Below are 14,833 nucleotides of genomic sequence, written 5' to 3' on the forward strand. Positions count from 1 at the left end.
CCCTTGACACTGCCGCCCTACGGCTGGCTCGACCGCAATCGGCTCGAACAGGAGGCCCTGAGTCGCGCACAGCGGCTCCGGGCCGATGCAGCCGAGCTTTCCTCCCTGCGGCGCTCCGATCTCGAGCTTCTGGGAGACCGCTACTGGCCCCAGCGCCATCTCACGCTTCTGGAGCCTCACGATCCAGGCCCGGATGTCGCCTTTCTCACGGTCGCCAACGATCGCTTCTGCCGCGGCCTGGAGGCGTTGCTGCTGAGCCTGCGGGCCGTTTACCCCCAGCTGGCATCCCACTTCGTGGTGGCCCATGACGGCAGCATCGGACCTTTCCTGCAGCGTCGCCTCCGGCAGATCCATGCACCTGTGGAGTTCGTGGTGCCTGAGACACCCTGGGCCGATCAACTGCCTCGGGACTCCGCCAACCGGGAGCGCGTCGGTCTGCTGGGCTACCTCAACGGTCATGCCCTCGCCCTGCGCGGCCATCGCAGGGTGGTGGTGCTCGATGCCGACCTGCTCATCACCGGCGCCCTCGATCCGCTCTGGGCGCCGGGTGAACGCTTCAGGGCCGTTCCGGACTGCGGCGATCGCCCCTGGGCGGCTGTGACGCCAGCCACCCGCCGGCCGGTGGTGAATTCCGGGGTGATCTCCATTCCGGGGCAGGCGCTGAACGACACCCTTGAGCAGCGCTTCGCCGCCTTGATCCGTGAGGCTTCGCAGCCCGTCTGTCCTCTGCTGGACCGCTTCGCCGATCAGAAGGTGTGGAACCTGCTGCTCGCCGATCAGCCGCTGGAGCTGCTGCCGCTGAATTTCAACTGCAATGTCAAATATCTCGTGCGTTTCCTGGAGGGTTGCCACGAGAACCTCTCCGTCGTCCATTTCGCCGGCCCCAAGCCATGGCTCACCTGGCCCTGGGTGGCGCCGCAGGCGCAGGACCACCGCCCCCTGGTGGTGGCGGATCACCTGCTCTGGAACCGGCAGTACCGGCAGTTGCTGATGACCTGGAGGTTGCAGCTGCATCGTGAGGCTCTTTCTGCCGCCCCGCCCCTGCCCACGGGCCCCGCCCAGCTCCTCCTCGCCCCGGATGCCCTGCAGGCGGTGCCGGCCGGGGTGAGCCGCCATCTGGTGTTGGCGGATCCGGCACCATTTGAAGGACACTGGCCGGACGCTCCGGCCTGGTCCGCCGGCTGGTATGAGCGACTGCAGGCTGCAGTCCCGGTGCAGATCTGGGCGCCGTTCGAGTGGGAACCGGCCGTGAGGGATCTGCCCCTGCCGGCAGGGGCCATCTGGCGCTGGGTGCTGATCGAGGCCCCGTTCAGTGCCGACCTCAGGCAGGGAGAGGACCTGCTCGCCGACAGCGGTCCCTGGGCGGGAGGGTTCGAGCCGTGGAGCGATCCCGCCTGGATCGGTGTGGCCCGCGCTGCCCGGCGGCAGCTGGAGGCTGCAGGGGCGGGCCCCGTAGAGTCGCTGCATCGTTGAGCCCCCTGGGGATGCCGCGCCCGCGCCGAGCCAGAAAGCCTCAACGGCGCACCCTGCGCCAGCGGCTGCTGACACCGCTCAAGCGCCTGGCCGATCTGGTGCGTGGACGCCAGACGCCTCCCGCCCGCTGGCCCAAGACGGCACGTCCCTCCCCGAAGGCACTGCTGCTGCCCGGCGCTGGACGGAAGCGCAGCCTGCAGGAGTGGAAGGAGCTGCGCAGGACCACGGCGGCCGAGGTGAAGGCGCACCTGGCTGAAGAGCAGCCGGTGCAGGCGATCAAGAAGCTCACCCGGGCACTGCTGGAGGATCCTCAGCACCCTCCGTATCACGAGCTGCTGAAGAAGGCGGTCGAGCAGCGCCGTCAACGGCGGCTGCGGGCCGGGCGCAAGGATCCCTGGGCCGAGCTGCCCAGGGATCTGCGCCAGGAAGCCCTGCAGCTGGAGGCCTTCACGGCCTACGTCGATGAGCTGGAGCAACTCTTCGACAAGGCGGGCATTCCTCCCCTGGCGGCGCCCCCCCCGCCTGGCGCACGCCCTGCGCCAACCGGATCAGCCACGAAGGCCGGCACTGCAGCGGCCATGGGCGGGGGCAAGCCCAGGAAGGCGCCTGCAGGGGAGTCACCGAGAGGGAAGCGGGCCCGGGGTTCTGCTGGCGGCTGAGCCCTGTTCAGTCGCGCTTGGCCGAGTCCGCGGGTTCGCCCTCCAGAACCCCCCGCAGTGCTTCCGCCCGCGCCGCAAAGCTGTGCCGCTCCCGTGCGGCGGCCGCCACCGCCGCCAGGGTGTGGTGATCACGCCGCAGCGCCCGGGCCCTGGCCAGCGCCTCCTCCGGTTCGTCGCCGGGCCCCATCCGGATCACCCCGGCTTCCAGTTCCGGCGGACAGCCGGGCGCTACATCGGTGATCACCGGCACACCACAGGCCAGCACGTCGAAGACACGGTTGTTGAGATAGCCGTAGGCGGCCATCGCCCCGTGGTGGTCGTTGAGCACCGCCAGGGCCTGGCCGTAGCGGATGGGCAGGGCGTCGTTGGCCAGGCTGGCTGATTCCGCCTCCAGCCCCACGTCCTCCCAGCCTTCCCCGATCAGCTCGATCGCCACCCCCGCCCGGCTGAAGGCAGCCACGATCGGCCGCTCCACGCCGCGGCGGTTGCCCACGAACAGCAGTCCGCCACGGGCCGGCCGCAGCCTGGCCCGGTGGCCAAGGCCGCTGGCCTGCAGCAGGGTTTGGGCGGGGCGCCCGCTCAGGCGGGCCAGCCGGGGGCGGTCCTGGTCGCTGGCCACCAGCAGCAGGTCGTAGTCAGCCAGTTCCGTGGGGGTTGGATCGAGGGGCCAGCTGATGATCCAGATCAGCTTCCGCCGGTAGGGGGCCGCCCGCAGCCAGTCGCTGCCGGGGGCGAACTTGCCCCGCAGCACCAGCAGGTCGCTGCCGGCCGGAGCCGGTGGCACGAGGGCATGGGTGTCGCGGTGCAGCAGCCGGGTGCTCACTCCCAGGGCGTGCAGGGCCAGCTGCAGCTCGCGGGCGAAGTGGTAATCACCCCAACCCACCAGACCGTCCGGGTCGGAGGGCGCGGCGATCAACAGGTCGAGATGCCGCACCGGTGGGCCTGGATCCGGCTCCTATTCTCGCCGCCGGGCCGGAGACGATCGCAGGTGCTGAACCTCCATGTCCGGCTGAATCTCGGGCAGCTCATCCGCCGTCTCCACGCCCTGCCCGGGGTGCCCCACTATCTGTTCTGCGGCGACTGCGGGCGCGCCTCCCTCTGGCGCTGTGCCGAGCTGCCGGCGGGGGAGGTGATCTCCCTGTCCTCCCAGCCAGTCCAGGAGGGCCCGGTCCTGCTGCTCGCGCTGCCGCTGGCCTGGTCGCGAGGGCTTCTCGATGGCGCGGCGGCGCCGGCTCTCCGGGATGTCGCGGCCGCCGGCGCCCGCTTCGTCACCCTTCAGGATCTCCCCGCCGCCCCGGAGGCGGTGCCATCCGCCCTTGGCCGGCTCTGGAACGCCTACAGTCAGCTGGGGGAGAGCCCACCGGTCCCCGGCGAGGCGGTGCGGCTCCTGCAGTTCGAGCGGCTGCTGAAGCAGCGCTTCGCGCCGGGCTCCGTGGTGCCGGCGCGGCGGCTGGAGCCCTGGCCATTGGACGACTGGCTGGCGGGGATCGAAGCCGATCCCCGGGGCCTGACGGCGGATCTGGTGGCACTCCTCCACCTGCTGCCGGCGGCCGAGCAGCCGTCCTGGGCCGGGAGCCTGGCCGTGCGGATCGAGGCCGCGCTCCGCAGCGCTGCGGAGGATCCCCAGCCCTGGCTGCGGCTGCTGGAGGGGCTGGTGGGCGGCATCAACAGCCGCGATCCGCGGTTGCAGGCCAGCGCGGATCGCCTGCGGGAGCTGGGTCTGCGGCGGGCAGGCGGGCTGGCGGATCCGGCCCAGGGGGGACTGGTGCTGGCACGCCTGCTGCAGGCCTCCCCGCTCAGTGCTCCGCTGCAGCTGGGCCCGCTGGCGGCGGCCATCGATGCGCTGGTGCTGGCCATCGATCAGGCCAGTGCCGCCGGCGACCGCGACCGCCGCCGGCAGCTGCAGCGCGATCTGGAGGGGATCCTGAGGGGCGTGGGTCCCAACCTGCTGCTGCTGCGGGCCCTGGTGCCCGCCCTGGCTCCGGACACCTGCTACCGGCTGCCGTTCGTGCAGCCCCCGTCGGTGTGCCTGCTGCTGCTGAAGGGGGCACTGCTGCTCGACGCTCCCCAGGTGGTGGCGCTCGAGGGGGCGCGGCGCAAGGCCCTGGTGGCCCTGGTGGAGCGCACCCTGCCCCGCATCTGGTGGCAGGAACCGCTGCTGGTGCGACTGCTGCACGACCTGCGCCGCTTCCACCTCGATCCCGGCTGGCAGCGGGAGGGAGGAACCCTGCTCGCCGGACTGGAGCTGCTCCACAGCCGCGGCATCCCGCCACTGCCCCAGGAGGGACCGCGGCCGGAATCGGCAGTGCCTGAGGACGGGACGGATCCGGCCCGGCTGCTGCGCACCCAGGTGCTGCTGCTGCTGCGGCTGATGGCTGCGCCCGATGAGCGGGCGGGCCTGCTGCGGCTGGCGGCGGCGGCCGGCAACCCGCCGGTGCTGCGGCTGCTCGACGGCGAGGACGAGGAGGCGCCGGTGATGGCCGCAGCAGCCGGCCTGGCCGCCCGCAGTCTGATGCTGGCCCGGCTGGCGGCCGAGCGCCGCGGGGTGCCCGAACTCCTGCCGCCCGTGCTCCCGCCCGGCGGCGTGGAGACGGCCTTCGGCGCGATCCTCGACCACTGGCGCAGCTGTTTTGGGGCGGAGGCGGGGCGCGAGCAGGCCTCCATCGCCGTGGTGATCACCACCCATGCCCCGCGCCTGGGCCTGCTGCGGCTGGCGCTGAGGTCGCTGGCCCTGCAGACGCTGCGGCCCAGCGAGGTATGGCTGGTGGATGACGGCTCGCCCGCCGCGGCCGCCGCTGCCCTGGTGGAGCTGGTGGGGCAGTGCCGGAACGATCTGGATCTGCCCCTGCACCTGGTGCGCCGCGACGAGAATCAGGGCCAGTACCTGGCCCGCAACCTGGCCCTGGAGCTGATGGGTGCGGAGGTGCTGGCGATCCAGGACGACGACGACCTCTCCCACCCCCTGCGCCTGGAGCTGCAGTGGCAGGCCCTGCAGCAGGGCCGGGCGGCGGTCTACGCCGGCCATGTGCGCCTCGATGAGGCCAGCGCTGCGCTCCAGCCCGATGGCGACGGGGGCGCCTTCTTCGGCGACGGCATCGCCACCCTGATGACCTGGCGTGCCACGGCGCGGGGCCTGGGGGGCTTCTACCCGGTGCGCTCCCGCGGCGACGTGGAGTTCCGGGGGCGGCTCGAGCGCCGCTACGGGACCGCCGCCGTGCCGCGGCTGGATCAGCCCCTCTACCTGATGCGCGGTGCGGCCACCACCATCTCCTCGCGGTTCGAATACGGCTGCAGCCTCTCGCTGCCCAGCTGGCGCGGGCTGATGGGCCGGGAGGTGCTGGTTTGAGCCCGCTGGCGCCGGTGCTCATCGGCCTCACCTCGATCCGGGGCAGGGAGGGCGCGCTGGTGCGCTGTCTGGACTCCCTGCTGGCCCAGGCCCTGCCGCGCGATGGGCGGCCTGTGGAGCTGCATCTGTTCCTCTCCCGCGAGCCCTACCTGCTGGATCCTGGATTTGAGGAGGTTCCGGAGGCGCTGCAGCGGCTGCTGCGCCGCTCCCGCTCGGCGCCGCTGCCGCTGCAGCTGCACTGGGTGGCCAACAGCGGCCCCTACCGCAAGCTGCTGCCCCTGCTGGAGCGGCTCAGCCCTCAGCAGCAGGCGCTGGATCCGATCCTGATCACCGCCGACGACGACACCCTCTATCCGCCCGACTGGCTCTGCCGGCTCGTGGACGCCCAGGAACGCTTCGGCTGCGTGGTGGGCTTCCGGGGCCGCCGGCTGGTGCTGGAGGAGGGCCTGCCCGCTCCCTACCGGGCCTGGATCACCGAGGACAGGGCCCTGCTGGAGCCCAGTCTGCTCACGGTGCCCACCGGCAAGGACGGGATCTGCTACCGCCTCAGCCATCTCGACCACCGGGTGCGCGATCTGCAGACGGCGCTGCGCATCGCCGGCCATGCCGACGACTTGTGGTTCAAGGCCCACTGTCTGCTCACCGGCACCCCGGCGGTGCTGCTGCATCACAGCCTTGCTCAGGAATTTCCCGAGCTCCGGGCCGATGGCCAGCCGGTGGTGAAGGGGGGTGATCTCGAGCCGCTGCGCTCCCTGTTCCTGACGGTGAACAAGCGCGGCGGCAACGACCTGGTGCTGGAGCGCTGCCTCGCCTACCTGGGCGAGTGCAGCGGCGAGGCGGTGCCCACCGCCCTCTTCTGCGACAGTGGGGCCCCAGGGCCTGCAGCCGGCGCGTCGTGGTGAATGTTCCCGTCCAGATCTGGGGCCCCGGATTCAGGCTGGAACCGCTCTGTGACGCCCTGCGTGCGGCCCATCTGACGCCCGAGCCCCTGGCGGGCCTGGAACAGCGCCGCGGCGATCGGCCCCTGCTCCTCGCCTACGCCGAGCCGGTCGACCTGCTTGGCGCGCAGGGACCGGCAGACCCCTGGCCCGCCGATCCCTACCGGTCCCTGCTGGCGGCGCTGCCCGCCCTGGAGGCCGGCGGCCAGCCCTGGCGGCTGGTGAACCTGAGCTGCTTCTGCCCGGCGCAGCTGGTGGGCTGGTGCGTCGAGCCTGAGGGGGCCTTGCTGTCTCCGGAGGTGAGCGGCGCCTTCCGGATCCCCGAGCCCCTTGACGCTTTGCTGACCCGGCAGTGGCTGAATGCCGCACCGGGGGTGCTGGAGGCCTACCTGACCCTGGAAGGCCATTCCCGCTCGGCCGTCCTGGATCGGCGCCCGGCCGATCAGGCCTGCCTGGAGCGGCTGGAGGCGGCCGCCGGGCCGGAGGCCCTGGCCGGAGCCCGCCGCCGCTGGCAGGCGCTCGAGGCCGATCTGGCCCGGGCCGATGAACAGTTGCGGGAGCTGCACCGGCTGCAGTGCGACAACCAGGGGCTGCGCGAGCGCGCGCTCAATCTGGAGCTGGAGGGGAACCGTCGCGATGCCCGCATCGCCGAGCTGGAGGCCCGGTGCGCCGACCTGGAGCTCAGCCTCCAGCTGGCTCAGGAAGACCTGGGTCAGCTCAGCCGCCGCATCGGCCTGCTGGAGGAGCTGGTGACGGCTGGAGCGTCAGCGGCGCGCAGCGTCCAGGGTGCTCTGGCTCGGGCGCTCACGAGCTGATCCTGGTCTGGACGCCGGGGAGCAGACGGCCCTGCAGCGCCAGCAGCCGCACCATCAGCCGGCGCATGCGCTCCAGGTCGGTTCGCAGCTGCCGGCCTGTGTGTCGCCGCCGCTCCGCCAGCTCCAGGACCCGGTGGGTCTCGATCACCTGCCTTTCCAGATCCTCCGTCAGCTCCAGACGCTGCTGCTGCAGCCGCTGGAGCGCACCCGCACCGGCGTCCTGGCTCTGCAGGCGTGCGCCCAGCGCGTCCCAGGCCGCCAGCAGGTCTGTCGGGGAGGGCCTCAGTCGCTGGCGGTAGTCGTGTTCCGCGGCGGCTCCGCCCCGCTCGGAGCTGGCATCGAGACGCTGGTAGTGCTCCACCAGCTCCGGGCGTTGTTCCAGTTGCGCCAGGGTGACGGCGGCCAGCAGGGGATCGGCCACGGCGGCCAGCTCCAGCGGCAGCTCGAGGGCCCGGCCCAGCAGCCAGTGGGCGATCTGCGCGGGCCGCAGCCCGAGCAGCCGCTCACCGTTCACCAGCCGCTGGTGCGCTGCGCTGCGGTGGAAACCCGCATAGGCGTCGCTGAATTCTCCTTCCGCGTGCGCCCCGGCGGCGATCAGCAGATGGGGAGGCAGGAAGAGGGTGATCTCGGGGTCCTCATGCAGGCCGGAGCGCCAGCCCCCCGCCTGTTCCAGGAGCAGGGTCAGGGCGGCGGGGAGCGGCTGTGGCGAAGCCCAGCGGAACATGGCGGTGTGGTGGGTGAAGGCGATCAGAGCCTGGTTTCCGGCACGGCATGGCCGTTGACGGGGAAGGCGAGCAGCTCAGGCCAGGCGTTGCGGATCAGGGCCTGGGGAATGGCGTCGTTGCGGCGCATCTCCGCCGGCAGGGACAGCATCAGCTCGAAGACCCTGCGGTTGGAGAAGGGGTGAATCCGTATCGGGCCGTGGGCATCGCCATAGGCCGTCACGCCGGCCCAGCATCCCAGGCGCTGCTCGATGTGCAGCAGATCGAGCCGCTGCAGGCTGTTGTCATTCTCCAGGTGCCGCAGCCACCGGCGGGCCGCGGCCCGCAGCCGGGGATCGGCTGGCAGGCCGAGCCTCCCCAGCAGATCCCCGGCGCGCAGGCGGCTGGCCTCGTGGTCGTGCTTCCGCCAGTAGCGGGCCCGTCCCACCTCACTGCCCAGGCCGGGCAGGTAGTACCGCGCAGCCCCCATGGCCTCCACGGTGGCGGCAAGGGTCATACCGCGCAGTTCGCCCACGGCCAGGCCGGAGCGGTGAAGCCAGCGGCTCTGTTCCTCTGCCTCCGCGGCCTGGAAGGTGATCACGGTGTGCTTCAGGCCCAGGCTGGAAGCGAGCTGAACCGCAAGCTGCACGTCCAGCTGCGCGGTGGCATCGGGCAGCTCCCAGGTGAACCAGTCCACTGCGTCCGTGCGATGCCGCAGGAGCGCGAGCAGCACCCGCGAGTCATAGCCGGCGGTGAGGGAGAGGTAGGGGCGATGGCCGGCTGCGATGACGGCCTCCACCGTTCCCAACAGCAGGTCGGCGATCTCGCCCAGAACCCGTTGCCGGTTCCGGGCCGGTTGAATCGCTGCCAGCGGCCAGTGCCGGCGCGCCTTCCAGGTGTCCAGATTCAGCAGGTGGTTGGGCAGCAGGCGCCGGATCGACCGCCGCGGGGTGAGGCCGAACGGGAAGCAGCCGTTGCGGCGGCCCACATCGATCGCCTCGATCAGTTCGATCGCGTCGTCGTCCTCGCCGTCATCGGGGAACAGGCCCACCGTGGAGGCGGCCATGGCGTGCCGGCGCGAATAGAGCATCGACAGCGACCCGGAGGCATCCAGATAGAGCCGCTGGCGCTTCCCCGAGCCCGCGATGCACACGAAGCGGCCGCTCAATCCGTGCAGCAGCCGTTCCAGCGCGGGGAAGAACCCCTCGCGGGGCGGGACCCAGTTCAGAGCGTCCAGCCGCCGCCTGATGGGATCGATCACGGGTCCCAGGAAGATCACATCCTGGGAGGGTTCGCAGCCGGTGAGGTGGAGCGTGCGAAGTTCCGGGTGGTGGGCCAGCAAGAGCTCACCGATGCGCCGCCGCGGCCACTGCGGCGGGAGAGTGTCGGGGTCGCGGGCCAGGGCCAGCTGGCCGGGGAGGTCGTCGGCGCTGAACCGGCGTCGGAAGGCACTGGGCCTGCAGCCGGTCAGCATCGATCACACTCAGCTCACGGGAATTGTCACCTTCTCGCGATGACCCTGCCTCATCCGTGCAGCACACCGTCGCCTTGCTCCCGGATCCTGGCGTGAAGGGGCAACTGCTGCGCCGGCAACTGAGCCGCGCCCTGGAACGCGGGGATGCGGCGGCCGCCATCGCCGCCATCGAGGCCATGGTCCGCCTGCGTTACCCCCCCGCCCTGCTGCGCTCGATCCTGGGCGCCTGCCATCCCTGCCTGGATCCGCAGTTCCTCGATCCCGCCGTGGTGCCGGCACCATTGCTGCTGGCCCCGGCGCTGCCGGCGGCGCTGGCCCGTTCGCCCCTGGATGCGCGCCGTCTGGCCCTCTGTCACGGGGACGATCTGCAGGGTTTCGTGCGCAACGGCCTCAACCGGGTGCTGCGGGGCGAGGCGCCTCTGTACGCCGACCTGCCTGCGGTACCGATCGAGGTGGTGCGGGAGAACCTCTGGTTCACCCCGGGACGTCGCCCCTGGCTGGAGCGCCTCAGTGTGCTGGAGTGCCTGGCCCTGGAGGTCGCGCCATCGCCGCCGGAGTTCCCCCCCGCACTGCGGCGCTGGAGCTCGAGCCCTCTGGACGCGGAGCGGGAGCCGGCCTGGGTCTGGCTGGAGCTGGCCGCGCCGCACGACTCCCCGCAGCAGGCCGAGGCCCAGGCCCGGCTGCGGGGCATGGCCCTTGGCTTTGCAGACACCCGGTTGATCAAGGGGCCTGCCGATGTGGATGCCCTGGTGGAGGACGCCTGCGGGCAGTCCCTTGCCGGTGGTGCCCGATACGTGCTGGGCCTTGGCCGTGGTGAGCTGTCTCCCTGCTGGGGTGACTGGATCCGGGGGCTGGCGCTGGCCTCACCGGGCCCCTTGCTCCAGCTCGTGGCCACGCCGGGCGGGGCCTGTCCACGGCAGCCACCCAGGCCCGGCCCGGAGCCCTCCCTGCTGGCCATCGACGCCGACTGGCTGGCGCGGCGGCGTCCGGATCGGGTGGCACGGTTCCTGGAGCACTGGCAGCGCGCCGCTCCACCCTCGCCGGGGCGTCGGGCCACGGCGGCTGCGGCGGCCCGTGAGTGGCGGGGGACGCTGCTGCTGGCGGTCACCGACGCCCAGATGGATCAGATCGGGGAGGCCGACCTGCGCCGGCGGGCCCAGCGCTGTGCCGTGCGGGGCGGCTTCGATCAGGGCTGGGTGTTGCGGCTGGAGCGGCCGCTGCAGGAGCAGCTCAACAGCCGTCTGGACGGCGGCGACGGGAAGGATGTGATGCTTGCCATTCAGGGGCCGCACGACCGGCCTCAGACCGGTGCCTGGCATCACCTGCGGCGCCGTCTCACCTGGGAGCCGGCCGATCTGACCTGCTCCGACGAGGAGTTCATCTGGGGCCCGGAAGCGGACCAGGTGGGCGCTCGCCAGCTTGAGGGGCCGCCCACGCCGTTCCGGGTGTTCACGCGCGGGGCCGTTCCCGGGCTGGTGGCCCTTCCGGCGGCGCTGGTCGCCCACCTGGAGCCCGCTCCCGGCTACGGCTGTGTGCACACCCTGTTGCGCGATCTCGCTCTGCAGATCCTCCGCCGCGGCGGCCGCATCCTGCCGCTGCCGCAGGTGCTGCTGCAGCGCGATCCGCTCTCCAACCCCACCGTTCCGGCGTTCGCTGGCCCGCCACAGCGGCAGGGCCTGACGGCCGCGATGCAGCGCGAGATCAGCGCCCTCAGCCGGCGCCATGCTTCCCACTGGCTCGCTCCCGAAGGCGCCTTCACCCCCGGCCCGCGGCCAGGCACGCTGATGGTCCGGCGGCTGCGGCAGCCGACCGATCGCGTTTCGGTGCTGATCCCCTTCCGTGATCAGGCGGCCCTCACCCGCCGCTGCGTGGAGTCGGTGCTGCGCCAGGCTGACGGAGTGCCCCTGGAGATCGTTCTGATCGACAACGGCAGCACCGATCCGGAGGCGATCGGGCTGGCGGCGGAGTTCCAGGCCCGCAGCCCTGTGCCGGTGATCGGCCTGCGGGATGGGCGGCCATTCAACTTCTCGGCCCTCAACAACAGGGCCCGCCGGTTGTGCAGCGGCACCTTCCTGCTGTTCCTCAACAACGACATCGTGCTGGAGTCCGACCGGGTGATCGAGCAGCTGCTCGACCCCTTCGGATTCCGGGGCGTGGGTGCGGTGAGCGCGCGCCTGCTCTACGGCGACGGCCGGATCCAGCACCAGGGCCTTATGGCCGCCGGCGGCCGTGTGCACGACATGCTTTCGCCCGGCAAGAGGATGCGGCCCGGCCCGGCCACGGCGATGCTGACGCCGCTGGAAGTGCAGGAGCAGTGGTCGGCGGCCACCGGTGCCTGCCTGCTGCTGCGTGCCGACGACTTCGACCGCCTCGGCGGCTTCGACGAGACGTTCACGGTGGTGCACAACGACGTGGACCTCTGCTGGCGTCTGGCGAAGCGGAACCTGGCGGTGGTGGTGACTCCGGAACCGCGGATTCTCCACCTGGAATCCCTCAGCCGCGGAGCGGATGTGGGGGGTGAGAACCGCAAGCGGCTGTACGGCGAGTCAGCCCTGTTGCGCTCCCGCTACCCAGGGCGCTTCGGCGCAGGCGATCCCCTGCACCACCCGCTGCTGAGTCCCGATTCCAGGCGTCTCGAACCCGCCGCCCCGGCGGCCCGCCCCCTGCATCCCTCGCGTGATCGGCTGATCTGGAACTGGAGCCGGCCCGAGGCGGCTGGCTCGGCGGGCCGTCCCTTCCTCATCTATGCGCACTGGGATCTCCAAGGGGAACTGCGACCGGATCTGCTGGAGCAGCTCCGCCAGTATGGCCAGCGCTGCCGGGTGGCGTTCGTCTCCGCCTGCCCGGGGCTTGCCGCCGATGCCCAGGCCCTCTCACGGCTCCGGCCCTTGTGCGAGGTGGTGCTGATCCGCGAGAACGAGGGCCACGACTTCGGCAGCTGGAAGGCGGCCATCCAGCACTGCTGGCGGCAGATCGTCGAGGCGCCCCGCCTCATCCTCACCAACGACAGCTGTTACGGGCCGATTCACCCATTGGATGAGCTCTTCGATCGCCTCGATCGCAGCCGGGCCGATGTGGTGGGCCTCACCGAGAGCACCCTGATCCGCCCGCATCTGCAGAGTTACTTCGTCGCCTACCGACGGCGGGTGCTGCGCGCGCCGATCTTCCGGGCCTTCTGGCAGCGCGTGGGAGTGTGGGCGGACAAACGCCAGCTCGTGCGCACCCATGAGATCGGCTGGAGTGCCATGCTGCAGCGCCTCGGTTACAGCACCGAGGCTCTGTACATGAGCGGCTACGGCAACATCAGCCACACCCACTGGCAGGAGCTGATCGAGGAGCACCGCTTTCCGTTTTTGAAGAAGGAGCTGCTCCAGGCCAATCCCCTCGGCCAGGACATCAGCGCCTGGCCCGATGTGGTGGGAGTGTTCAACCCCGTCCTCGCTGCCCAGATCCGCGACCATCAGGCCCGTCAGCGCCGGTCCCCTGCTCCGGGGTGAGCGTCACTGGCGTTGCGCAGCCAGTGGATCAGATCGACCAGAGCCCGGCGGTCTTCCTCCACCCCAGTGGACCCGGCGCCTGCGGCATGGGGGAGCACCAGGAGCCGGTGCGGCTTCCTGTGCACACGGCCCAGGCGCTGCAGCAGCTGGCGGCTGCGGCGCACCCCGCGGCTGAGCAGGATCAGCGTCGCCGCCGGGTGGGGGCCTTCGCCCAGGGTGTGCACCAGCTCCATCGCCGGCTGGTATGGGCCCACGATCCAGCGGTAGCGGCTGAATGCCAGCACCTGCTCCTCCAATGGCAGGGTTCGCAGCCGCAGGATGGGGATCTGATGCTCACGGGCCACCTTCTTGAGCAGGGGTTTCAGCCCCTTCTCGAAGGCGCCGGCATGGCCGGATGGCAGGGCGATCGCCATCACTTCCCGGCTGCCGAGGCGCTCCAGCCTGGCCTGCAGGCGCCGGTGCCGGGCCAGGGCAGCCGCCGCGCATCGCCACAACTGCACGGCCTTCTCGCCGCTCAGATCCGGCTGCCACCGTTCCCCGCGCGGATCGTCCGGGGGCAGGTTCCCCTTCCCGCCACCGGGCCGGTGCCAGCGGACCCGGCGGGACAGCTGTAGCAGGTCGCACCACTCCTGGGCGCGGCGCAGGCTGGTTCCCCGGCCCTCACTGGCATCGATCCAGACCGGTACCCCCCGCTCCAGAGGCGCCAGCGCCACGCTGGCCAGGCCCGCCAGGGCGTCGATCACCTGATCCGGATCGGCCGGCACCTGGCCCCCATCGATCCAGCGCGCTGCGGCTCGGCCGTGCTGGCCCGCCCCCGCGATCCGCCAGCTCACCTGCAGCGGGCGATGGTCGGCAGGCAGATGGAGGTCGGAGGCCGGCTCCAGCAGCCGGAACACCGGCGGTCGCGGTCCGGGGGGCAGCGGATGGCGTTTCGGGTCGAACCAGCTGGGTTCAGCAGAGTCGGCGACAGAGGGCGCTGTGAGTCCGCTGAGTTCAGCGTCCCGTATCTCGTTGCGATCACGTGCCAGAAAATAATTCTCCAGGTAAACATGATTCGCTGAGAACACGTTGCCTCGCGTCATCTTCACTTTCTCGAAAAACTCTCTGGAGCGCACGCAGTAGTGGTTCAGGTGCAAGGCTTCTTGTGTCAGCCTCTCTTCATCGTGATCCAGGAATGGATTGAGGTCCACGCTGGTGCCGCAAGAGCGGATCAGTCGGCCGCCGTGGTAGTAATGGCGGTGAACATCGATCTTGAGGACTTCCCTGGTCCTGCTGATGGTCTTGCCCAGGATCCGCCCGCTCGCTTTCGCCCGCATCAGGAAGTTGTCGACCGTCCGTCCAGCGGGGTGCTGTCCATGCCCCGAGGAGCCGAACAGTTTCCAGGGCAGTGCAACGCCGCTCACATCAGCCGCCAGGCCGGCAAGGTATTGGCTGATGCTTTTGTAAGGAGTTCTAGCGTAAATAAATTCATCGAGATCGCAGGTGATGAGCCACTCACCCTTGATCAGTCCGCTATGCAGGATGCTGTGGTAGATCTCGCGTTGCGCGTTGACGCGTGAGTCGTGCAGGCATGTGAGCCTGCCGTCTTGACCCAGATCAGCCAGTGCCCCCCGCCAGTCGTCCGTGCTGTTGTTGTCGATCAGCAGGATCTGGGTGGCGCCCTGGTTGAAATAGTGCCTTGTCCACTCGGCGATGATGTCGCCTTCGTTCTTGAAGATGGCTACGACAGTCAGTGAGGCCTGCAGATGTGGGCTGATCACTGTGGTGCTCATGGCAAGCCTTGATGGATGACGACCGGGTCCGCTGCGGGCCGGGATGTCTGAGGGTGCTCACTGAGGTGACCCGTCGGTCCTGCCCAGGGGGAGCTTGATGGACGGTGTGGTGTGTCCCGACATGGCTCGGCGATTGTGCGGCTGATCGGCTTGCCTGC

Annotated in this window: 10 protein-coding genes; 6 read left to right on the forward strand and 4 right to left on the reverse strand. The window is 70.9% G+C overall.

Features of this window, described 5'->3' with window-relative positions; translation table 11 throughout:
- Positions 1-3 precede the first annotated feature (3 nt).
- On the forward strand, positions 4-1,473 hold the full coding sequence (locus KBY90_RS08975) for a hypothetical protein (RefSeq protein ID WP_254968239.1): 1,470 nt from the start codon (positions 4-6) through the stop codon (positions 1,471-1,473).
- Between the two features lie 11 nt (positions 1,474-1,484).
- Positions 1,485-2,132, forward strand: a complete 648-nt coding sequence (locus KBY90_RS08980; RefSeq protein ID WP_254968240.1) for a hypothetical protein — start codon at positions 1,485-1,487, stop codon at positions 2,130-2,132.
- 7 nt (positions 2,133-2,139) lie between these two features.
- Here KBY90_RS08980 and KBY90_RS08985 read toward each other — a convergent pair whose 3' ends face one another.
- A complete protein-coding gene (locus KBY90_RS08985) occupies positions 2,140-3,066 on the reverse strand; it encodes a glycosyltransferase (protein WP_254968241.1) in 927 nt (308 codons plus the stop codon).
- A gap of 54 nt (positions 3,067-3,120) precedes the next feature.
- Between KBY90_RS08985 and KBY90_RS08990 the strand changes: the two genes are divergently transcribed.
- Genes KBY90_RS08990 through KBY90_RS09000 form a run of 3 tightly spaced genes read left to right on the forward strand, consistent with a single transcriptional unit; the run spans position 3,121 to position 7,231 of the window.
- On the forward strand, positions 3,121-5,478 hold the full coding sequence (locus KBY90_RS08990; RefSeq protein WP_254968243.1) for a glycosyltransferase: 2,358 nt from the start codon (positions 3,121-3,123) through the stop codon (positions 5,476-5,478).
- Positions 5,475-6,380: a glycosyltransferase gene (locus KBY90_RS08995; RefSeq protein WP_254968244.1), complete on the forward strand. Its 906-nt coding sequence runs from the start codon at positions 5,475-5,477 to the stop codon at positions 6,378-6,380. Before KBY90_RS08990 ends, KBY90_RS08995 begins: the two co-directional genes overlap by 4 nt.
- Positions 6,377-7,231, forward strand: a complete 855-nt coding sequence (locus tag KBY90_RS09000; protein WP_254968245.1) for a hypothetical protein — start codon at positions 6,377-6,379, stop codon at positions 7,229-7,231. Before KBY90_RS08995 ends, KBY90_RS09000 begins: the two co-directional genes overlap by 4 nt.
- Here the strand turns inward: KBY90_RS09000 and KBY90_RS09005 are convergent.
- Positions 7,221-7,955 carry a hypothetical protein gene (locus tag KBY90_RS09005; RefSeq protein ID WP_254968246.1) on the reverse strand — a complete coding sequence of 245 codons (735 nt, stop codon included), beginning with the start codon at positions 7,953-7,955 and terminating at the stop codon, positions 7,221-7,223. The two genes, KBY90_RS09000 and KBY90_RS09005, sit on opposite strands and share 11 nt — an antisense overlap.
- Positions 7,956-7,978: 23 nt before the next feature.
- Complete coding sequence (locus tag KBY90_RS09010) at positions 7,979-9,406, reverse strand: hypothetical protein (RefSeq protein ID WP_254968247.1); 1,428 nt, start codon at positions 9,404-9,406, stop codon at positions 7,979-7,981.
- 74 nt (positions 9,407-9,480) lie between these two features.
- Between KBY90_RS09010 and KBY90_RS09015 the strand changes: the two genes are divergently transcribed.
- Positions 9,481-12,903: a rhamnan synthesis F family protein gene (locus tag KBY90_RS09015; protein WP_254968248.1), complete on the forward strand. Its 3,423-nt coding sequence runs from the start codon at positions 9,481-9,483 to the stop codon at positions 12,901-12,903.
- Here the strand turns inward: KBY90_RS09015 and KBY90_RS09020 are convergent.
- Positions 12,876-14,675: a glycosyltransferase family 2 protein gene (locus KBY90_RS09020; RefSeq protein WP_254968249.1), complete on the reverse strand. Its 1,800-nt coding sequence runs from the start codon at positions 14,673-14,675 to the stop codon at positions 12,876-12,878. The two genes, KBY90_RS09015 and KBY90_RS09020, sit on opposite strands and share 28 nt — an antisense overlap.
- Positions 14,676-14,833: the final 158 nt, after the last annotated feature.

Origin of the sequence: Cyanobium sp. CH-040, assembly GCF_024346135.1 — a bacterium.
In the GTDB taxonomy this organism is placed as follows: domain Bacteria; phylum Cyanobacteriota; class Cyanobacteriia; order PCC-6307; family Cyanobiaceae; genus NIES-981.

Bases quoted from the DNA above. Each gene is read 5' to 3' on its own strand.
- KBY90_RS08980 (WP_254968240.1), top strand. From the start codon at position 1,485: ATGCCGCGCCCGCGCCGAGCCAGAAAGCCTCAACGGCGCACCCTGCGC.
- KBY90_RS09010 (WP_254968247.1), bottom strand. From the start codon at position 9,406: ATGCTGACCGGCTGCAGGCCCAGTGCCTTCCGACGCCGGTTCAGCGCC.
- KBY90_RS09020 (WP_254968249.1), bottom strand. From the start codon at position 14,675: ATGAGCACCACAGTGATCAGCCCACATCTGCAGGCCTCACTGACTGTC.
- KBY90_RS09005 (WP_254968246.1), bottom strand. From the start codon at position 7,955: ATGTTCCGCTGGGCTTCGCCACAGCCGCTCCCCGCCGCCCTGACCCTG.